Below are 22,022 nucleotides of genomic sequence, written 5' to 3'. Positions count from 1 at the left end.
TAGAGAAATAGCAAAGGTTAGTTCATAGAACTAACCTTTGTATGTATAAAACTTCCAAAATGCTTAATAAGTTAATAGTGTAATAGGGAATGTTCCCTGTTAAAAGGAGGAACACAATGGAATACGTAATTGAGATGAATAATATTACGAAAGTATTCCCAGGCATTGTAGCGAATGATGATATTACGCTGCAAGTAAAGCAGGGTGAGATACATGCTTTACTTGGAGAAAATGGTGCAGGGAAATCCACATTGATGAATGTACTATTTGGTTTGTACCAACCAGAACAAGGTGAAATTAAAATTAAAGGGAAGTCTGTAAATATTACCAATCCGAATGTGGCAAATGACCTTGGTATTGGAATGGTTCATCAGCACTTTATGCTTGTTCATAATTTTACAGTTACAGAGAATATTATTCTCGGAAATGAACCGAGGAAAAAAGGGAAAATTGCTGTTGAGGAAGCTGCTAAAGAAATTCAAAAATTGTCTGAACAATACGGTTTAGCTGTAGATCCATATGCGAAAATACAGGATATTTCAGTGGGTATGCAACAGCGTGTTGAGATTTTGAAAACTCTTTACCGCGGTGCAGAAATTTTAATATTTGATGAACCGACAGCTGTGTTAACACCACAAGAAATTCATGAGCTAATTCAAATTATGAAAAAGCTTGTGCAAGAAGGAAAATCTATTGTTCTTATTACACATAAGTTGAAAGAAATTATGGAAGTTTGCGATCGTTGTACGATTATTCGTAAAGGAAAAGGAATTGGAACGGTTGACGTTGCAAATACGGATGAAAATAAACTTGCAGAATTAATGGTCGGACGTCAAGTGAATTTTAAAACAGAAAAAATAGACGCGAAACCAAAAGAAGAGGTACTTTCAATTGCAAATCTTGTTGTTCACGATGCACGTCAACTACCTGCTGTAAAAGGCCTTGACTTAACTGTTCGTGCGGGGGAAATTGTTGGGATTGCAGGGATTGATGGAAATGGACAAAGTGAATTAATAGAAGCAATTACTGGTTTACGAAAAGTTGAGTCAGGTTCTATTGCAATTAAAGGGAAAGAAATAACAAATTGGCCTGTTAGAAGAATAACAGAAGAAGGAATTGGTCATATTCCAGAAGATCGTCATAAACACGGACTCGTCCTTGATTTTTCTGTTAGAGATAATATAGTTCTGCAAACGTACTATAAGAATCCGTTTTCAAAGAAAGGGATTTTAAATTTCAGCAAAATTACAGAAAAAGCAAAGGCTCTTATTGAACAGTTTGATGTACGTACACCTAGTGAGCAAACTTTAGCACGCGCTCTATCTGGGGGAAATCAACAAAAAGCAATTATTGCACGTGAAGTAGACCGTGATCCAGATTTATTAATCGCAGCACAGCCAACACGTGGTTTAGATGTAGGAGCAATTGAATTTATTCATAAGAGATTAATAGAGCAAAGGGATAAAGGGAAAGGTGTATTACTTTTATCACTAGAGTTAGATGAAATCTTAAATGTTAGCGATCGAATTGCTGTTATTTATGAAGGGAAAATTGTAGCAATAGTTGATGCGAAAGAAACGAATGAACAACAGCTTGGATTGTTAATGGCTGGAGGAACAAAGAAGGAGCAGGTGGGTACAAATGGCTAAAAAACTTTTAACAGAACGAACGATAAATATTTTAGTCCCAGTACTATCCGTTATTTTTGGCTTACTTGTCGGAGCGATTGTAATGTTAGTTAGTGGTTATGATCCAATTGTAGGTTATAGTGCACTTTGGACAGGGATGTTCGGCAGCGCAAGTGCGATTGGTGAAACGCTTCGTACAATGATACCGCTTATTCTTGCTGGTTTATCAGTGGCGTTTGCATTTCGTACAGGTTTATTTAATATCGGGGTAGAGGGTCAATTGCTAGTTGGTTGGCTTGCAGCGGTTTGGTTCGGTTATGCAGTTTCACTACCAGCTTTCCTTCATATTCCATTATCTATTTTATTTGCAGCATTGGTGGGCGGAATTTGGGGCTTCATTCCGGGATATTTAAAAGGGAAGTTTCAAGTGAATGAAGTTATTGTAACCATTATGATGAACTATATCGCGTTGTATGTAACATATGACATTATTAAGCGTTTCTTACATGCGGGTAATGACAAAACGTATGATATTAAAGAGAGTGCGTCACTATCTTCAGACTGGCTTGCTAGCATTACTGATGGTTCGCGTCTTCACTGGGGAATTATTGTAGCAATTTTAATCGCTATTTTAATGTGGTTCTTATTAGATAGAACAACTTTAGGTTACGAATTAAAGTCGGTAGGATTTAATCAGCATGCTTCTCAATATGCAGGTATGAAAGTTTCTCGTAATGTAGTATTCTCCATGACAATTGCTGGTGCATTTGCGGGGATTGGTGGAGCGATGGAAGGATTAGGAACATTCCAGAGTATGACAGCGATGTCTTCGTTTACAGGAGTAGGATTTGATGGGATTGCCGTAGCATTACTTGGAGGGAATAATCCGTTTGGGATAATCCTTTCAGCTTTATTATTTGGTGGTTTGAAAAGTGCTTCCCCTCAAATGAACTTTGAGGCAGATGTACCATCAGAGCTTATTAATGTAATTATTGCATGTATCATCTTCTTTGTTGCATGTAGTTATGTGTTAAGATGGGCGCTTACACGCATGAGCAAGGAGGGGAAATAAATGAGCTTTTTAGATATATTAGCCATTCTTGTGACGGGTACGTTATATACATCGGCACCTATCATTTTCACAGCACTAGGTGGAGTATTTAGTGAACGATCGGGTGTTGTAAATATCGGATTAGAAGGATTAATGCTATTTGGTGCATTTATTGGAGTTGTTACAAACTTATTAATGGGTGATACTTGGGGAACGATGACCCCGTGGATTGCGTTATTATTTGCGGCAATTGGTAGTGGATTATTTGCATTACTTCATGCGGTAGCTTCTATTACATTCCGAGCAGATCAAGTTGTAAGTGGTGTAGCAATTAACTTCTTATCTCTTGGTTTAACGGTATTTGCAATTAAGAAGATTTTTGATAAAGGGCAGACTGACTTTATTCAGTATCGTATTGAAAAGATTGATATTCCAGGCCTTTCGGATATTCCGGTTTTAGGGAAAATATTTTTCTCGAACGTACCAATAACGTCGTATATTGCCATTATTTTAGCATTTGTTGTTTGGTATGTTATTTATAAAACACCGTTCGGTCTTCGTCTACGTGCTGTTGGTGAACACCCAATGGCAGCGGATACGATGGGGATTAACGTATATAAAATGCGCTATATTGGAGTCTGTATTTCAGGAGTGTTTGCTGGAATTGGTGGAGCGATTTTTGCAATGTCAATTTCTAATAACTTCTCAGGGGCAACTATTACAGGACAAGGTTTCTTAGCTTTAGCTGCTATGATTTTTGGAAAGTGGAATCCACTAGGCGCACTAGGTGCAGCTCTATTCTTTGGTTTTGCGCAATCTCTTAGTGTAACGGGCGGAACAATTCCTGTATTAGATCAAATTCCAAGTGTTTTATTAACGATATTACCATATGTATTCACAATATTAGCGCTTGTTGGTTTTGTAGGTCGTTCTGAAGCTCCGAAAGCATTAGGAACTCCTTATGAAAAAGGAAAACGATAAGTATTTTATAAGTATAAAAAAGCTCGCACATTAGTGTGGGCTTTTTTACATAGAATATATTTAATACGGAATTTTACTATGTTCCTTACATATTAAAGTTTTTAGAAAGAAACATATGTAAGCATAATAAGGGAGAAAAGTTGATTTTTTATTTCTAAAAACTGTATATTGAAGAGGAATATTCCTATATACGTAAAGGAGGGCTATAAATGAAACTAATGGAACAACAACTACATGAGTTAGGTGGTTTGCGCGTACATATTATTCCGACTGATAAATATAAAACGAATACCTTTGTATTTCGTTTTAAAGCGCCTTTAAATGAGGAGACGGTGACAGAGCGTGCCCTATTGCCATACGTATTGCAAAGTGCGACAGAAAAATTACCTTCTGTAATTCGTCTTCGTCAATATTTAGAAGAATTATACGGGTCTTCTTTAGCGGTAGATGTAAGTAAAAAAGGGGAAGACCATATTATCTCCATTTATGTAGACATTGCAAATGAAGTTTATTTACATGATGCACCACCGTTATTTGAAAAAGCGCTTTCTATGTTGTCTGATATTGTGTTACATCCAGCAACGGAGGGGAACGGTTTCCTATCTTCTATCGTAGAAAGTGAAAAAAGAGCACTGTTACAGAGAATTGAAGCTACTTATGATGATAAAATGCGTTATGCAAACGAGCGTTTAATTGAAGAAATGTGCAAAGTAGAACCGTATCGTTTAAGTGCAAATGGAAAAAAAGAGAGTGTTACGTCTATTACAAATGAAAGTCTGTATCAATATTATCAAAAGGTGTTAGCGGAAGATGAAATGGATCTATATATTATTGGTGATATTTCAGAAAACGCCGTTGATCTTGTAAGTAAATATTTTTCTATTTCAGCTCGTCCAGTGAGAGAAAGAAATGTACTCCTTCATAGACGAAATAATGAAGAAAAAGAAGTTGTTGAAAAACAAGAATTAAAACAAAGTAAATTACACATCGGTTATCGTACATTTGTCACATATAAAGATGAAGATTATTTTGCATTGCAATTGTTCAATGGATTGTTTGGTGGTTTTTCTCATTCGAAGTTATTCGTAAATGTGCGTGAAAAAAATAGTTTAGCGTACTATGCAGCATCGCGCTTTGAAAGTCATAAAGGTTTATTATTTGTTATGTCAGGAATCGAAGCGAAAAATTATGAAAAAGCAGTTGAGATTATTAAAGAACAAATGCTTGCGATGCAAAACGGAGAGTTTTCTGAAGAAGAAATACATCAAACAAAAAGTGTCATCCAAAATCAAATATTAGAGGCGATTGATACACCGCGTGGATTTGTAGAAATGCTATATCATGGTATTATTTCAGATCGTACACGTCCAGTTGAAGAATGGCTTACAGGTATAGAAAGTGTGACAAAAGAAGAAATTGTAAAAGTTGCTAAAAATATTGAACTAGATACAATTTACTTTTTACAAGGAACGGAGGGAGAGTAAATGGAGAAAATTGTTTATGAGCAATTAAAAGAAACACTCTATTATGAAAAACTTCCTAATGGATTAGATGTATATGTTTTACCGAAACAAGGATTTAATAAAACATTTGCGACGTTTACGACGAAATATGGTTCAGTAGATAATACATTTGTACCATTAGGGAAAGAAGAAATGATTCGTGTGCCTGATGGGATTGCACATTTTCTTGAGCATAAATTATTTGAAAAAGAAGATCACGATGCTTTCCAATTGTTTAGTAAACAAGGAGCATCGGCAAATGCTTTTACATCCTTCACACGAACAGCTTACCTTTTTTCATGTACTTCAAACGTAGAACAAAATTTAAATACATTGCTAAACTTCGTGCAAGAGCCTTATTTCTCTGAAAAAACAGTTGAAAAAGAGAAGGGGATTATTGGGCAAGAAATTCAAATGTATCAAGATAACCCAGATTGGCGTTTGTACTTTGGGTTAATTGATAGCTTGTTTGTAAAACACCCAATTAAAATTGATATTGCAGGGACAATCGAATCTATTAGTAAAATTACGAAAGATTTATTATATGAATGTTATGAAACATTTTATCATCCGAGCAATATGTTATTATTTGTTGTGGGTGCAATTGATCCAGAGAAAACAATGGATTTAGTACGTGAAAATCAAGCGAAAAAAGATTATAAAAATCAGCCAGAAATTGTGCGTTCATTTGAAGAAGAACCAAATGAGGTAAATGAAAAGAAAAAAATTATTTCAATGCCTGTGCAAACACCGAAATGTTTAGTTGGTATTAAAGCGACTAATTTAAAAGAAAAAGGGCAAGCGCTTTTAAAACAAGAAATTGCGCTTACGTTACTCTTAGATTATTTATTTGGAAAAAGTTCTGTTCATTACGAAGCTTTATATAATGAAGGGCTTATTGATGATTCATTCTCGTATGACTATACAGAAGAAAATAACTTCGGTTTTGCAATGGTTGGTGGTGATACGAAACAACCTGATGAATTGGCAGATCGTTTAAAAGATATTTTATTAAAAACAGATTATGATCAATTAGATGCGGCGGCATTAGAACGAGTGAAGAAAAAGAAAATTGGTGGTTTTTTACGCTCGTTGAATTCACCAGAATATATTGCAAATCAATTTACACGATATGCGTTTAATGAATCTAGCCTATTTGATGCGTTGACTGTATTAGAAGGACTAACCGTTCAAGATTTACAAGAAGTAGCAAAATTATTGTTATCAGAAGAAAAAATGAGTGTTTGTCAGGTGTTACCGAAAAAATAACATTTTAAAGATACCCTCATCTTATCATTGAAAAATTGTAAGATGAGGGTATTATTTAGTTGTGTGAAAATTGAACTTGTAGAGATAAGAGAGGGAATTTATGAAAAAGTATGCGTTAGTAACTGGAGGGAGTGGAGGGATTGGCTCTGCTATTTCGAAACAATTAATTCAAGATGGATATACAGTTTATGTTCATTACAATAACAGTGAAGGAAAGGTATTGGAATTGCAGAAAGCATGGGGAGAAGTTATCCCTGTTCAAGCGAATTTGGCTTCTAGTGATGGAGCAGAGCAATTGTGGAGACAAATTGAACATCCTATTGATGTTATTGTATACGCGGCTGGGAAGAGTATTTTTGGACTAGTAACAGATGTAACAAACGAAGAATTGGATTATATGGTAGAACTTCAAGTGAAGAACGTATATAAATTACTTTCAATGGCACTTCCGCCTATGATCGGGAGGAGAAGTGGTAATATTGTAATTGTTTCATCTATATGGGGACAAATAGGGGCTTCTTGTGAAGTGCTTTATTCAATGGTAAAAGGGGCGCAAAATTCATATGTGAAAGCTTTAGCGAAAGAAGTTTCTTTAAGTGGATTACGTGTGAATGCAGTAGCACCAGGAGCAATTGAAACGGAAATGTTAAGTGTTTTTTCTGAAGAAGATAAAATGGGAATTGCTGAAGATATACCATTAGGTAGAATTGGATTACCAGAAGAAGTAGCAAAAACAGTTTCATTCCTCGTATCACCAGGAGCATCTTACATAACTGGACAAATCATCGGAGTGAATGGCGGTTGGCACTGCTAAAAATTTCTTACATAAAAAATGAACAGTTGCACAAATTAAGCATGATTTTATTACTCAATAGTGAGGTGCTTAATTATGTCAGTATTAGATAATTTTGATCAGTGGAAGAGCTTTTTAGGAGATCGTTTAGAGCAAGCGCAAGGAAAAGGTTTAGACGGCGGTGCGGTATCAGATATGGCATTTCGTGTTGGCGACTACCTTGCTAATGAAGTAGAAGGACGCAATGACCAAGAGAAATTATTAGCTGAGCTTTGGAAAGTTGCTGATGAACAGGAGCAACATACAATTGCAAACTTAATGGTTAAGTTTGTACAACATAAGTAAAAGTAGAGAGGAGATTCTCCTCTCTACTTTTTTTGTATAATAATTACACAGGATAGATTATACATTTAGCTTCCCTATTAAGGTGAAATCATATAATATAGTACGTAGGTGTAAAGTAAGCAAGGGGAGTGATCTTGGATGATTGAATGGTATTTTGAATATGAAATACATAAAAACCGACCTGGCTTGCTTGGTGACGTTTCTTCGTTAATCGGTATGCTCGGCATTAATATTGTCACAATTAATGGTGTAGATAATGCACGACGTGGGTTACTTCTTATGTGTGATAATCAAGAGCAAATCTCTAGACTTGAATCAATTTTAAATACGATGGATAACATAACGGTAACGAAATATCGTCCGCCAAAGCTAAGAGATAAGCTAGCGGTTAGGCATGGTAGGTACATACAACGAGATGCAGATGATAAGAAAACATTTCGATTTGTGCGTGATGAATTAGGCTTACTTGTAGACTTTATGGCAGAAATTATGAAAAAAGAAGGCCATAAACTAATTGGGATACGCGGAATGCCTCGTGTCGGAAAAACAGAATCCATTGTTGCTGCAAGTGTTTGTGCAAATAAAAGGTGGTTATTTGTATCATCTACTCTTATTAAGCAAACTGTTCGTAGTCAATTAATTGAAGATGAGTATAGCGATGACAATATTTTCATCCTAGATGGAATTGTGTCAACGAAGCGTGCCAACGAAAGACATTGGCAGCTCGTTCGTGAAATTATGAGATTGCCTGCAACGAAAGTTGTGGAACATCCTGATGTATTTGTGAGTCAGTCAGAATACACATTGGATGATTTTGATTATATTATCGAGTTGCGTAACGATTATGATGAAGAAATTCAATATAATTTAGTAGATGAAATTGAGCAAGGTACGCAAAATAATTTCTCTATGTTTGACTTTTAAAGAAATATTGAGGTGTTAGTAGTGACGGAATTGGGACAAAAGCTGAAAGAAGCAAGAGAAGCGAAAGGCTTGTCTATTGATCAGCTGCATGAGATTACAAAAATTCAAAAGCGCCATTTGGTGGCAATTGAAGAAGGCAATTATGATGTATTGCCAGGAGCTTTTTATGCGCGTGCATTCATTAAACAGTACGCAGATGCGGTTGGATTAAATGGAGAGGAACTGCTTGTAGAGCATCAGAGTACGATACCACAATCTGAAAAGCGTGAAGTTCCACAAGTATCAACGGGACAAAAAACACAAGAAACAATGCAAAAATCTTCATCATGGCCAGTTGCAGATCACATGCCGAAAATCTTAGTTGCGCTGTTAGTAATCGCGGTTGGAGTCGTAATCTGGTTTGTGTTTCAAGCGTTAACTGGAAAAGATGATGAAAAAGTTCCGAGTGCTCAAAGTGAGAAAATTGAAGTTCAAAAAGCGAAAGATTCTCCGTTAGATACGAAGAAAGATGAAGCGAAAGCGGAAGAGCCAAAAAAAGAGGAACCAAAGAAAGAAGAACCAAAGAAAGAGGAGCAGCCAGCACCACCAACTGGACAGCAAGAAGTGAAAGTAGTTGGAACAACTGGTAAGGTATCTACTTTGGAAATTCATAATAATAAAACGTTAGAATTAGAAATTTCAGCGAAGGGTGCAAGTTATGTAGATGTTAAGGATGATGCGGGTAACGAAATTCTAAACACTACAGTACAAAGCGGTCAAACAGAGAAACGCGATGTATCAACATTAAAAGAAGTACGACTTAATATTGGAAGTGCACCGAATGTTGAAATTAAACTGAATGGCCAAGTGCTTGCTTTCCCGTTAGATCCACAAAAAGAATATCACCAAAGATTGGTGATTAAAAACCAAGGGATAGAGCAACCTGCACAATAACAGTCATCGCTTCGATGACTTTTTTTCGATGAACAAATGTTTTTGATATGATGGAGGAATAGCTGTGAATTTACCAAATAAAATTACAATATCTAGAATCTTCTTAATTCCAATTTTTATGGTAATTATGTTAGCGCCCTTTGATTGGGGTTCATACAAAATTGGTGATGTTGATTTGCCAATTCAACATTTAGTAGGGGCACTTATCTTTATCATTGCTTCAGCTACAGATTGGATTGATGGACATTACGCAAGAAAGTATAATCTTGTAACGAATTTAGGAAAGTTTCTTGACCCGTTAGCTGATAAATTACTTGTTTCAGCAGCACTTATTACATTGGTAGAGATGCAATATGTACCGGCTTGGATTGTTATTGTAATTATCAGTCGTGAGTTTGCTGTAACGGGTTTACGTCTTGTACTTGCTGGAACAGGGGAAGTAGTTGCAGCAAATCAGCTAGGGAAAATTAAGACATGGACACAAATTATTGCGATTGCAGCATATTTATTACACGATGTACCTTTAAATTTAATCCATATTCCAGTTGCTGATATCTTCATATGGATTGCATTAATCTTTACTGTTATTTCAGGATGGGATTATTTCTGGAAAAATAGAGCTGCTTTTGTAAACTCAAAATAGAAGTTTATGGGGGAATTGGGATGAATGCTGAGATTATTGCGGTTGGAACTGAATTATTACTTGGACAAATTGCAAATACAAATGCCCAGTTTTTATCTGAAAAGTTAGCTTTAATTGGAATTAACGTGTACTATCATACTGTTGTTGGTGATAATAATAAGCGACTGCAAAAGGCGATTGAAGCTGCGGAAGAACGTGCTGATATACTTATTTTTACAGGTGGATTAGGACCGACAAAAGATGATTTGACGAAAGAAACGATAGCGGCTAGTTTAGATGAAGAGCTTGTGTATGATGAAAAGGCATTAGCCTTAATAAGTAATTACTTTAAGCGTACAGGCCGTGAATTTACGGAGAATAATAAAAAGCAAGCGCTCGTTTTAAATGGAGCAACAGTATTTGCAAATGACCACGGTATGGCGCCTGGTATGGGGATAAATAAGAACGGAAAAGTTTATATTTTATTACCAGGGCCGCCAAAAGAAATGAAACCAATGTATGTAAGTTACGTGGAGCCTTTTTTACGTAATTTTACAACAGGAGAAAACATTTATTCTCGTGTGCTTCGTTTCTTCGGTATTGGGGAGTCCCAATTAGAGGTGAAAGTTCAAGATTTAATTGATGGACAAACAAACCCAACAATCGCCCCGCTAGCAAATGATGGAGAAGTGACATTACGTTTAACCGCTAAGCATCAAAATGTTAGCGAAGCGGAGAAACTAATTCAACATGTGGAAGATTTGATTTTAGAAAGAGTAGGAGAATTTTTCTACGGATATGACCAAGAATTTTTGCATTATAAGGCAATCGAGTTATTGAAGAGAAAAGGGTTAACTTTAGCATGTGCAGAAAGTTTAACAGGTGGTCTTTTTGGAAATCAAGTAACTGAAAATGCTGGTGTTTCTTCTGTATTTAAAGGCGGTGTCATTTGTTATCATAATGATGTGAAGCAACATGTATTACGTGTGCCTGAAGAAGTGTTGCATACTGATGGTGCAGTTAGTAAAGAATGTGCTCGTTATCTTGCTGAAAATGTTAAGGATTTATTAAAAGCGGATATCGGAATTAGTTTCACTGGGGTAGCAGGGCCAGATGCTTCAGAACAGAAAGAGCCAGGAACAGTATTTGTTGGATTGGCGATTAAAGGTGAACAAACTGCAGTCTTTCCTCTTAATTTAAGTGGAAGTCGTCAACAAATTAGAGAACGCTCGACAAAATATGGATTTTATCATTTATATAAAAAGCTAGAAGAGATATAAGTTCTTCTAGCTTTTTTTATAGTTAAATTCCGTATTTATGTAATGGAAAATAAAAAAATCGAATAAATGTTCGATTTTTGTTGGCAAATTGAATTGAAAATAGGTATAATAAGATTAGCAATTCAGTTAAGGAGGAATTTTGAATGAGTGATCGTCAAGCGGCATTAGATATGGCGTTAAAACAAATAGAGAAGCAATTCGGTAAAGGTTCAATTATGAAATTAGGAGAACAAGCGGAACGTAGAATTTCTACAATTTCAAGTGGTTCTTTAGCACTTGATGTGGCACTAGGGGTAGGCGGATACCCACGTGGCCGTATTATCGAAATTTACGGACCTGAAAGTTCAGGTAAAACGACAGTTTCATTACATGCAATTGCAGAAGTGCAACGTCAAGGTGGACAAGCAGCATTCATCGATGCGGAGCACGCAATGGATCCTGTATATGCACAAAAATTAGGCGTTAACATAGATGAATTACTATTATCACAGCCTGATACAGGGGAGCAAGGATTAGAAATCGCGGAAGCACTTGTACGAAGTGGTGCGGTTGACATTATCGTAATTGACTCTGTAGCAGCTCTTGTACCGAAAGCAGAGATTGAAGGCGACATGGGTGACTCACACGTAGGTTTACAAGCACGTTTAATGTCACAAGCACTTCGTAAGCTTTCAGGAGCAATCAACAAATCAAAAACAATTGCAATCTTTATTAACCAAATTCGTGAAAAAGTTGGGGTTATGTTCGGAAATCAACTACAAGTTGCTTAATCGAAAAGATTGAGGAGTTTACCATGGGTTTCCCTTGCTAGTGATAGCATGTTAAAAAACCTTGTGAACCTTATTGCCTAAGGGTGTAACTATCCATATAGTTGCTAACGGTGAAGCCCACCATTATTTAGGGTAATACCGTGCCAAGCTCCATAGTGATATGGGGAAGGTGTAGAGACTACCGAAAAGGACTTTTAGTTAACTGAGTAGGGTACGGCAGATGATAGGCTACTGCTGGAAGTGCAAGGCTCTCTGTAAAGAGATGAAGAGATAGTCCGGACTATAGAGATGGAAAATCTATAGATAGTGCCAGAAACAACTCCAGGTGGTCGTGCGTTGAAATTCTATTCAACTGTCCGTCTTGAAGTGCGTCGTGCGGAGCAATTAAAGCAAGGTAACGACATCGTTGGTAATAAAACAAAAGTAAAAGTAGTGAAAAATAAAGTAGCGCCACCATTCCGTGTTGCTGAAGTTGATATTATGTACGGAGAAGGTATTTCAAGAGAAGGTGAAATCTTGGATATGGCTTCTGAGCTTGATATCGTTCAAAAGAGCGGTGCTTGGTATTCTTATAATGAAGAACGTTTAGGACAAGGTCGTGAAAATTCGAAGCAATTCTTAAAAGAGAATACGGACTTAAGAGAGGAAATTGCCTTCTTTGTTCGTGATCATCACGGAATTGGTGAAGATTCTGGTGTGGAAGACACGGAAGATTCAACTCTTCAAGATTAAAAAATAAAAGACACGGGTCCCGTGTCTTTTATTTTTTTACTTTCTATTAAAGGGGCATCTATCGTAGTGGTTAAAATATTTTTTGACTCAAATGGGATGTGTAAAGAGGAATATTCATACGTTTTAAGGGAATAAAATGGTATTTACTAAGGTTTTCCAGGATAATATGCTATCAATTTTTCAAATTCAGATAACATTCAGGACTGAAGGTAAAGAAAGTAAAAGTAGACAACGCTTGACAATGAAAATTACGATAGATACAATGAGAATGTATATTTTTTCTTATATACGATATACTCTTCTCAAGAAGAGAAGTAATATTCGGAGTAAGGTTTAAATCTTACCGAAATAATAATATGACATTTTAATTGTGAAATGAAGAAAGTCCCTTAAAAAAGCGGGACGACGGTCTTTGCTGTATGTTGTAATTTAATGTACATGCCGACAGTCTTTTTTCATTCATAGCAAGGGGAGGTGAAATCATGAGTAGTACAGTTTGGATACTCATCTCCATTTTGCTTGCAACAACAGTCGGTGCAGTTGTTGGCTTTTTTGTTCGAAAGTCTATTGCTGAAGCGAAGATTAATGGTGCGGCTAATGAAGCGAAACGTATTCTAGACGAAGCGAATCGTGAGGCTGAAGCACTTAAGAAAGAAGCGCTTTTAGAAGCAAAGGATGAAATTCATACACTTCGTACAGAAGCTGAATTAGAAATTCGTGACCGTAGAAGCGAATTACAAAAACAAGAAAATCGTTTAATGCAAAAAGAAGAGAACCTTGATCGTAAAGACGAAACGCTCGATAAACGCGAGCAGCAGTTAGAGAAGAAAGAGGATTCTCTTGTAGCGAGACAACAACAGATTGAAGAGTTGGAAAGCAAAGTGGGAGAGTTAGTTCAAAAGCAACAAACAGAATTAGAGCGCATTTCCAATCTGACACGCGAACAAGCGAAAGCAATTATTCTTGGTAAAGTAGAAAATGAAGTTTCTCATGAAATCGCTGTTATGGTAAAAGAAAGTGAAGTTCGCGCGAAAGAAGAAGCGGATAAGAAAGCAAAAGAGATTTTATCTCTTGCAATGCAAAGATGTGCAGCTGATCATGTTGCTGAAACAACCGTTTCGGTTGTAAATCTTCCAAATGACGAAATGAAGGGACGTATTATCGGGCGTGAAGGTCGTAATATTCGTACGTTAGAAACTTTAACGGGTATTGACTTAATTATCGATGATACACCAGAGGCGGTAATCCTTTCTGGATTCGATCCAATTCGTCGTGAAACAGCTCGTATCGCTCTTGATAAACTAGTACAGGACGGACGTATTCACCCAGCGCGTATTGAAGAGATGGTCGAAAAATCAAGACGCGAAGTGGACGAGTATATTCGCGAAGTCGGAGAGCAAACAACGTTTGAAGTGGGTGTTCACGGATTACACCCAGATTTAATTAAAATTTTAGGTCGTTTAAAATACCGTACAAGTTATGGACAAAACGTCTTAAAACACTCTATGGAAGTTGCATATTTAACTGGACTTATGGCAGCAGAGCTTGGCGAGGATGAAAAACTAGCAAGACGTGCTGGTCTATTACATGATATCGGAAAAGCGATTGACCATGAAGTAGAAGGTAGCCACGTTGAAATTGGTGTTGAACTCGCAACGAAATATAAAGAGCATCCTGTAGTTATAAACAGCATCGCATCTCACCATGGTGACACAGAACCAACTTCTATCATTGCAGTTTTAGTTGCAGCAGCAGATGCTTTATCAGCTGCAAGACCGGGAGCTCGTAGTGAAACGCTTGAAAACTACATTCGTCGTCTTGAAAAGTTAGAAGAGATTTCAGAGTCTTATGAAGGCGTTGAAAAATCATTTGCAATTCAAGCAGGACGTGAAGTTCGTATTTTGGTAAAACCAGATACAATCGATGACTTAGAAGCTCATCGTTTAGCTCGTGATATCCGAAAACGTATTGAAAATGAACTGGATTACCCAGGACATATTAAAGTAACTGTTATTCGTGAAACACGTGCAGTGGAATACGCAAAATAAAGTGGTGAACACCACTTTATTTTTTTGTGTTGGAATTGGATAAAATAAAGACAGTTAGTTATTTAGCATAAAAGTGAAACAAACTTATAATAAACATATTATAAGGAATTTACTTGATGCTATAGCAATAAAAAATGCAGTACATAGAAAGGGTAAGACATATGAGAATATTATTTGTTGGGGATGTAGTAGGATCTCCTGGTAGAGGTATGATTCAACAGTACGTACCGGCATTAAAGAAAAAATATACACCTACAGTAACAATCATTAATGGAGAAAACGCAGCAGGTGGCCGTGGGATTACAGAAAAAATATATCGAAACTTTTTAGAGTGTGGGGCACAAGCAGTTACACTTGGAAACCATGCTTGGGATAATCGTGAAGTATTTGAATTCATCGATGATGCAAAATATCTTGCAAGACCAGCTAACTTCCCAGAAGGAACTCCAGGAAAAGGACTTATCTTTGTGAACTGTAATGGAACAGAAGTTGCAGTTATTAACTTACAGGGGCGTACTTTCCTTCCTCCGATTGATTGTCCATTCCGTAAAGTGGATGAATTAATTAATATTGCGAAAAAACGTACGAATATTATCTTTATTGATTTCCATGCGGAGACTACAAGTGAAAAACAAGCGTTAGGTTGGTATGTAGATGGACGTGCTACAGCAGTAGTAGGTACGCATACGCATGTCCCTACAGCGGATAACCGTATTTTACCAAGCGGAACGGCATATATTACAGATGTTGGGATGACAGGGCCATATGATGGAATATTAGGTATGGACCGAGAAGCAGTATTGAAGAAGTTTTTAACGAACTTACCGGTACGATTTGAAGTAACAAGTGGTAGAACGCAATTAAGTGCAGTGTTAATTGATGTGGATCCAAATACAGGAAAAGCAAAGAAAATTGAGCGCATTTTAATTAATGACGATCAACCATTTTTTGAGTAAATTTCCGTTAAATTTTAGATAAGTTATTATATTTTAATTTTTTAGATAAATTACGAAAATTTAGCAGGAATACGCGCCATTCCTCGTGAATATAAGTTAAAGTGAAATAATTGCTAATACTTTTTAAAGAAACGAGGAGGAAACGCGGAATGGAAATATTAAAAGTTAAAGCAACGTCGGTCCCTAATTCTGTAGCTGGTGCACTTGCAGGTGTTATTCGCGAACGCGGAACAGCAGAAATTCAAGCTATTGGTGCAGGTGCATTGAACCAAGCGGTAAAGGCAGTAGCAATTGCAAGAGGATTTGTAGCGCCTAGTGGTTTGGACCTGATTTGTATCCCAGCGTTTACAGATATTATGATTGATGGCGAAGAGCGTACAGCAATAAAATTAATTGTAGAACCTCGTTAAGTTTAAACAACCTGTTTGCAGTATGCAAACAGGTTGTTTTTATAATGGAGGAATGAAAATGAAAATTTTTGATGCTCATTGTGATGTGCTCTTTCAGTTATGGAGTGCAAAGGGAAAAAAGAATTTTAAAAACGATCCGCAATTACATATTACATTTGAACAGTTAAAAGAAAGAAAAGGAAGTATACAATGTTTTGCTGTATATGTGCCAGAAACAGTGGCGTATGAAAAACGATTTGAAGCGGCATTACAAATGATAGATATTTTTTATAATGAAATTCTATCGCTACCAGGTGTGAGATTTATCCGAACGAAAGAGGATATAAATAGATTAAAACAAGACGAGATTGGCGCGCTATTAACGTTAGAAGGGTGCGAAGCAATTGGTAAAGAAGCGATGAAATTACGTTTGTTTTATCGGTTAGGTGTACGTTCTTTCGGATTAACATGGAACTATGCGAATTTGTTAGCTGATGGGGCGCTAGAGACGCGTGGAGCAGGTTTAACTACTGTTGGTAGACAAGTTGTACAAGAGTTGAATACTTTGCACTTATGGACGGATTTATCACATTTAAATGAGAGAAGTTTTTGGGATGTGATAGAAATTGCAAATAACCCAATTGCATCCCACTCAAATTGTTATAAACTGTGTGAGCATCCACGTAATTTAAATGACGAACAAATTAAAGCGCTTATACAGAGAAATAGCATAATCGGTGTTACTTTTGTACCGCAGTTTCTAATAAGTGAAAGACAAGCAAATATAACAGATATAGTAAAACATATCGAATATATTTGCTCGCTAGGTGGAGAAAACAATATAGGGTTTGGTTCAGATTTTGATGGGATTGTAGATACGGTTGTCAATGTATCTGCCTATGGAGATTATGAAAATGTCATGAATGAGCTTTATAAATACTATGCTGCATCTACTGTAGAAAGATTTTTATATGATAATTTTGTTGAACATATGAGTTTTTAAGTTTTTGGTTTAAAATTCAGAATAATCAAAAATAATTCATTTGATTTTATTGCTTTTTTTAAGACCTAATACTAGAATGAAAAACAAAATAGCTTTATACTAAAGATTCAGGGAAATCAGAAGAGGCATAATTTGCGTCCGTTGTAGTTTATTTGCATAAAAAATGCTAAACTATTACTGTAAAAAAATACACTACAATGAATGCAGCCAAAAGGGGTGTAGGAGATGATTAGTCAACTTTCATGGAAAGTTGGAGGCCAACAAGGTGAAGGAATTGAAAGTACAGGAGAAATCTTCTGTATTGCATTAAACCGATTAGGATATTACCTATACGGTTACCGCCACTTCTCATCACGTATAAAAGGCGGCCATACAAATAATAAAATTCGTGTAAGTACAACAGAAGTACGAGCGATCTCAGATGATTTAGATATTTTAATTGCTTTTGACCAAGAAACAATTGATTTTAACTTCCACGAACTACGTCCAGGTGGAATTGTAGTTGCGGATGCGAAATTTAATCCAACAATACCTGATAATACAGATGTAAATCTATATGTGATACCGTTTACAGATATTGCTTCAGAATTAGGCACATCATTAATGAAAAACATGGTTGCTGTTGGAGCATCAAGTGCAGTATTAGGATTAGACGAAACAGCTTATTTAGATGTTGTTGAAGAAATCTTTGGTCGTAAAGGAGAGCAAGTCGTTCAAAAGAATATGGACGCAATTAAACGCGGCTCTCAATATATGAAAGAATTACTAGGTGAGAAAGTAAACATGATGCAGCTTGAAAAAGCTGATGGTAAAAAACGCATGTTTATGATTGGAAACGATGCAATCGCATTTGGTGCGGTAGCTGGTGGTGCTCGTTTTATGTCAGCATACCCAATCACACCTGCATCAGAAATTATGGAATACTTAATTAAAAAATTACCGAAAGTCGGCGGAACAGTAATCCAAACTGAGGATGAAATCGCAGCTTGTACAATGGCAATCGGTGCAAACTATGCAGGTGTTCGTACATTAACTGCATCTGCTGGTCCTGGTCTTTCATTAATGATGGAAGCAATTGGTTTAGCAGGTATTACAGAAACCCCATTAGTAATTGTTGATACACAACGTGGCGGTCCAAGTACGGGATTACCAACGAAACAAGAACAGTCTGACTTAATGGCGATGATTTACGGTACGCATGGTGAAATTCCAAAAATCGTAATGGCGCCAAGTACAGTTGAAGAAGCTTTCTATGACATTGTAGAAGCATTTAACTTATCTGAAGAATATCAAGTTCCTGTTATTTTCTTAACAGATTTACAGCTTTCGTTAGGAAAACAAACAGTAGAACCACTTAAATTAGATAAAGTGGAAATTCGTCGTGGTAAGCTTGATTTAGAAGCGGAATTACCAGAACGTGAAAATAAAGCATACTTCAAGCGTTATGAAGTAACAGAAGATGGCGTTTCGCCGCGTGTTTTACCGGGTATGAAAAATGGTGTTCACCATGTTACAGGTGTAGAACATGATGAAACTGGGAAACCATCTGAATCAGCAATAAATCGTAAAGATCAAATGGACAAACGTTTCCGTAAAATGGAGAACTTGAAGTTTAATACCCCTGTTTATAAAAATGTTAAGCATGAAGAAGCAGACGTATTGCTTGTTGGATTTAACTCAACTCGTGGTGCAATCGAAGAGGCAATGACGCGTTTAGAACAAGAGGGTATGAAAGTAAACCATGCTCATGTGCGTTTAATTCACCCGTTCCCAACAGCTGAAATCGATCCACTTGTGAAAAAGGCGAAGCGTGTTGTAGTAGTAGAAAACAATGCAACAGGTCAGCTTGCTAACATTATGAAAATGAATCTTGGTAATGGTGAGAAAATTTCTAGTCTTTTAAAATATGATGGAAACCCATTCTTGCCGAAAGAGATTTACAACGAATGCAAAAAAGGGGTTGTATTAAATGGCAACATTTAAGGACTTTCGTAACAGTGTAAAGCCGAACTGGTGCCCAGGTTGCGGAGACTTCTCGGTGCAAGCTGCAATTCAACGTGCGGCAGCTAACGTTGGCTTAAATCCAGATGAACTTGCTGTTATTTCTGGTATCGGCTGTTCAGGCCGTATTTCAGGTTATATTAATTCGTATGGTGTGCATAGTATTCATGGTCGTGCCCTTCCGATTGCACAAGGTGTGAAAATGGCAAATCGTGATTTAACAGTTATCGCTTCAGGTGGTGACGGTGATGGATTTGCGATTGGTATGGGACATACAATCCATTCTATTCGTCGTAATATCGACATTACGTACATCGTAATGGATAACCAAATTTACGGGTTAACAAAAGGGCAAACTTCACCACGTAGTGAAGCTGGGTTTAAAACGAAAAGCACACCACAAGGTTCAATTGAACCATCACTAAATGTAATGGAAATGGCTTTAACAGCTGGTGCGACATTTGTGGCGCAAAGCTTTTCGAGTGATTTAAAAGAATTAACACAAATTATTGAAGCTGGTATTAACCATAAAGGATTTTCATTAATTAACGTATTTAGCCCATGTGTTACTTACAATAAAGTAAATACTTACGATTGGTTTAAAGAGAACTTAACGAAACTAAGCACAGTAGAGGGATATGATCCATCTAATCGCATGATGGCTATGCAAACGTTAATGGAAAATAACGGTTTAGTAACAGGTTTAATTTATCAAAATACTAAGCAACCATCATATCAAGAACTTGTTAAAGGCTATAGTGAAGAGCCTTTAGTGAAATCTGATTTAAATATGGATCAGAAAATGTTTGATGAGCTTGTTGCTGAATTTATGTAATGTAGGAAGAGGAGGTTGCCGATTTGGTAACCTTTTTTTATGTGCAAAAAATATAGGGTAGTTTTATTTACTTAGAAAATTCAGAATGGTAAAATAATATGTAAATCGTTGTATGAAAATGGCAAGTTCATTGCTTATGAAATGTAAGATAATAAAGGGCCTCTGGATTGTTAAAATTGGCGAAACACGTCATACTATGGTAATGTTTATAGGGATAAAGCAATATGCTTTTGGGTAGGACAACAAGAAATAATAAAAAGGGAATGTCTATTTGCGTGGGGAAGACTTCATTCTTATGAATGATTAGATTGATTACTCAAGTTTCAAAGGACAAGTTATCTCCAAGCTATCTAACCATTTTTGAGGTGAGTCTAAGCGCATTAAAATGGACTATAGAGTGTGTATAGTTAAGGGTGAAAGGAGATTACCGATGAACGAGCAACAACGATTAGCAAGTCAACAAGCAAATTCCTCTACGAAAAAAGAAGAGAAAGATTATAGTAAATACTTTGAAAGTGTATATCAACCACCTTCCTTAAAGGATGCGAAAAAGCGAGGGAAAGAAGAAGTTAAAATTGAACGGGATTTTGGCTTACCTGAAGAGTTTCGTAATTTTGGTACAGGAAGAAAGTTCTATATTCGTACATATGGTTGTCAAATGAATGAGCATGATACGGAAGTAATGGCAGGTATTTTCACAACGCTTGGATATGAACCAACTTTTTCAACTGAGGATGCAGATGTAGTTTTATTAAATACTTGTGCGATTCGTGAAAATGCTGAAAATAAAGTGTTTGGTGAACTAGGCCATTTAAAGTCATTAAAACGAAGAAATCCGGACCTTTTAATTGGTGTATGTGGTTGTATGTCTCAAGAAGAATCTGTTGTAAATAAAATTATGCAAAAAAATCAGCATGTAGATATGGTGTTTGGAACGCATAATATTCATAGATTACCGTACATTCTAAAAGATGCGATGTTCTCGAAGGAAACGGTAGTTGAAGTTTGGTCAAAAGAAGGGGACGTAATTGAAAACCTTCCGAAAGTACGCCGTGGTGATATTAAAGCTTGGGTAAATATTATGTATGGCTGTGATAAGTTCTGTACGTATTGTATTGTACCGTATACACGCGGAAAAGAGCGAAGTAGACGTCCAGAAGATATTATCCAAGAGATTCGTCACTTAGCTGCGAATGGTTATAAAGAAATTACATTACTTGGACAGAACGTAAATGCATATGGTAAAGACTTTGAAGATGTAGAATACGGTCTTGGTGATTTAATGGACGAACTTCGTAAAGTTGATATAGCCCGTATTCGTTTTACAACGAGCCATCCACGTGATTTCGATGATCACTTAATTGAAGTACTTGGCAAAGGTGGCAACCTAGTAGAACATATCCATTTACCAGTTCAATCTGGAAGTACAGATATGTTGAAAATTATGGCGCGTAAATATTCGCGTGAGCATTATTTAGAACTTGTAAGAAAAATTAAAGAAGCAATTCCAGATGCAGTATTAACAACAGATATTATCGTTGGTTTCCCAAATGAAACAGATGAGCAATTTGAAGAAACGATGTCGTTATATCGTGAAGTAGGATTTGATACTGCCTTTACATTTATTTATTCTCCTCGCGAAGGTACACCAGCTGCAAAAATGAAAGATAATGTACCGATGGAAGTAAAGAAAGAACGTCTTCAACGCTTAAATACACTAGTAAATACGTTGGCAATTGAAAAGAATAGTCGTTATAAAGGTCAAATTGTAGAAGTGTTAGTTGATGGGGAAAGTAAAAATAATCCGGAAGTACTTGCAGGTTATACTCGTACGAATAAACTTGTAAACTTCGTCGCTTCAAAATCTTTAATTGGTCAGCTTGTGAAAGTAAAAGTAACGGAAGCAAAAACTTGGTCTCTTAACGGGGAATTAGTTGAAGAGCCGATTGAGGTGAAATAA

General features: G+C 36.5%; 18 protein-coding genes and 2 pseudogenes. All 20 read left to right on the top strand.

Annotation, left to right across the window (positions count from 1 at the left end; translation table 11 throughout):
* Nucleotides 1–116: 116 nt before the first annotated feature.
* The 20 genes and pseudogenes from MHI26_RS19310 (at nt 117) to miaB (ending at nt 22,022) form a co-directional block, all read left to right on the top strand.
* Nucleotides 117–1,649: an ABC transporter ATP-binding protein gene (locus tag MHI26_RS19310; RefSeq protein WP_000456928.1), complete on the top strand. Its 1,533-nt coding sequence runs from the start codon at nt 117–119 to the stop codon at nt 1,647–1,649.
* Nucleotides 1,642–2,700 carry an ABC transporter permease gene (locus MHI26_RS19305; RefSeq protein WP_001085254.1) on the top strand — a complete coding sequence of 353 codons (1,059 nt, stop codon included), beginning with the start codon at nt 1,642–1,644 and terminating at the stop codon, nt 2,698–2,700. Before MHI26_RS19310 ends, MHI26_RS19305 begins: the two co-directional genes overlap by 8 nt.
* Entirely contained in the window at nt 2,701–3,660 is a 960-nt protein-coding gene (locus tag MHI26_RS19300) for an ABC transporter permease (protein ID WP_000008857.1), read from the top strand.
* Nucleotides 3,661–3,869: 209 nt separating this feature from the next.
* The gene (gene yfmF, locus MHI26_RS19295; protein WP_000772420.1) at nt 3,870–5,144 is read left to right on the top strand and encodes an EF-P 5-aminopentanol modification-associated protein YfmF; all 1,275 of its coding nucleotides are present in this window, start codon (nt 3,870–3,872) and stop codon (nt 5,142–5,144) included.
* On the top strand, nt 5,145–6,431 hold the full coding sequence (yfmH, locus tag MHI26_RS19290) for an EF-P 5-aminopentanol modification-associated protein YfmH (RefSeq protein ID WP_000411973.1): 1,287 nt from the start codon (nt 5,145–5,147) through the stop codon (nt 6,429–6,431).
* A 100-nt stretch (nt 6,432–6,531) separates the two neighbouring features.
* Nucleotides 6,532–7,245 carry an elongation factor P 5-aminopentanone reductase gene (ymfI, locus tag MHI26_RS19285; RefSeq protein WP_000759627.1) on the top strand — a complete coding sequence of 238 codons (714 nt, stop codon included), beginning with the start codon at nt 6,532–6,534 and terminating at the stop codon, nt 7,243–7,245.
* Nucleotides 7,246–7,320: 75 nt separating this feature from the next.
* Nucleotides 7,321–7,569 carry a DUF3243 domain-containing protein gene (locus MHI26_RS19280; protein ID WP_000114444.1) on the top strand — a complete coding sequence of 83 codons (249 nt, stop codon included), beginning with the start codon at nt 7,321–7,323 and terminating at the stop codon, nt 7,567–7,569.
* 138 nt (nt 7,570–7,707) lie between these two features.
* Nucleotides 7,708–8,493, top strand: coding sequence for a DUF3388 domain-containing protein (locus MHI26_RS19275; protein WP_000574107.1), 786 nt, complete (start codon nt 7,708–7,710; stop codon nt 8,491–8,493).
* A 21-nt stretch (nt 8,494–8,514) separates the two neighbouring features.
* On the top strand, nt 8,515–9,426 hold the full coding sequence (locus tag MHI26_RS19270; RefSeq protein WP_000137462.1) for a helix-turn-helix domain-containing protein: 912 nt from the start codon (nt 8,515–8,517) through the stop codon (nt 9,424–9,426).
* 64 nt (nt 9,427–9,490) lie between these two features.
* Nucleotides 9,491–10,069, top strand: a complete 579-nt coding sequence (pgsA, locus tag MHI26_RS19265) for a CDP-diacylglycerol--glycerol-3-phosphate 3-phosphatidyltransferase (protein WP_001052967.1) — start codon at nt 9,491–9,493, stop codon at nt 10,067–10,069.
* 20 nt (nt 10,070–10,089) lie between these two features.
* Nucleotides 10,090–11,328, top strand: coding sequence for a competence/damage-inducible protein A (locus tag MHI26_RS19260; RefSeq protein ID WP_000990682.1), 1,239 nt, complete (start codon nt 10,090–10,092; stop codon nt 11,326–11,328).
* 143 nt (nt 11,329–11,471) lie between these two features.
* Nucleotides 11,472–12,080: pseudogene (gene recA, locus MHI26_RS19255) on the top strand (recombinase RecA); the annotation flags it as partial.
* 327 nt (nt 12,081–12,407) lie between these two features.
* Nucleotides 12,408–12,830: pseudogene (locus MHI26_RS19250) on the top strand (recombinase RecA); the annotation flags it as partial.
* 482 nt (nt 12,831–13,312) lie between these two features.
* Nucleotides 13,313–14,878: a ribonuclease Y gene (rny, locus tag MHI26_RS19245; RefSeq protein ID WP_000099769.1), complete on the top strand. Its 1,566-nt coding sequence runs from the start codon at nt 13,313–13,315 to the stop codon at nt 14,876–14,878.
* A 161-nt stretch (nt 14,879–15,039) separates the two neighbouring features.
* On the top strand, nt 15,040–15,834 hold the full coding sequence (locus MHI26_RS19240; RefSeq protein ID WP_001221092.1) for a TIGR00282 family metallophosphoesterase: 795 nt from the start codon (nt 15,040–15,042) through the stop codon (nt 15,832–15,834).
* A 149-nt stretch (nt 15,835–15,983) separates the two neighbouring features.
* Complete coding sequence (gene spoVS, locus MHI26_RS19235) at nt 15,984–16,244, top strand: stage V sporulation protein SpoVS (RefSeq protein ID WP_000404341.1); 261 nt, start codon at nt 15,984–15,986, stop codon at nt 16,242–16,244.
* A 22-nt stretch (nt 16,245–16,266) separates the two neighbouring features.
* Entirely contained in the window at nt 16,267–17,226 is a 960-nt protein-coding gene (locus MHI26_RS19230; protein WP_003307701.1) for a dipeptidase, read from the top strand.
* Nucleotides 17,227–17,451: 225 nt separating this feature from the next.
* A complete protein-coding gene (locus MHI26_RS19225; protein ID WP_000625417.1) occupies nt 17,452–19,209 on the top strand; it encodes a 2-oxoacid:acceptor oxidoreductase subunit alpha in 1,758 nt (585 codons plus the stop codon).
* Entirely contained in the window at nt 19,196–20,062 is an 867-nt protein-coding gene (locus MHI26_RS19220) for a 2-oxoacid:ferredoxin oxidoreductase subunit beta (protein ID WP_000190155.1), read from the top strand. Before MHI26_RS19225 ends, MHI26_RS19220 begins: the two co-directional genes overlap by 14 nt.
* A gap of 430 nt (nt 20,063–20,492) precedes the next feature.
* The gene (miaB, locus tag MHI26_RS19215) at nt 20,493–22,022 is read left to right on the top strand and encodes a tRNA (N6-isopentenyl adenosine(37)-C2)-methylthiotransferase MiaB (protein ID WP_001005392.1); all 1,530 of its coding nucleotides are present in this window, start codon (nt 20,493–20,495) and stop codon (nt 22,020–22,022) included.

The organism is Bacillus sp. FSL K6-1218 (assembly GCF_038006445.1).
Taxonomy (GTDB): Bacteria; Bacillota; Bacilli; order Bacillales; family Bacillaceae_G; genus Bacillus_A; species Bacillus_A thuringiensis_S.
The sequence above is the reverse complement of the archived record's forward strand: the minus strand, read 5'-3'. Positions and strand labels throughout refer to the sequence as shown.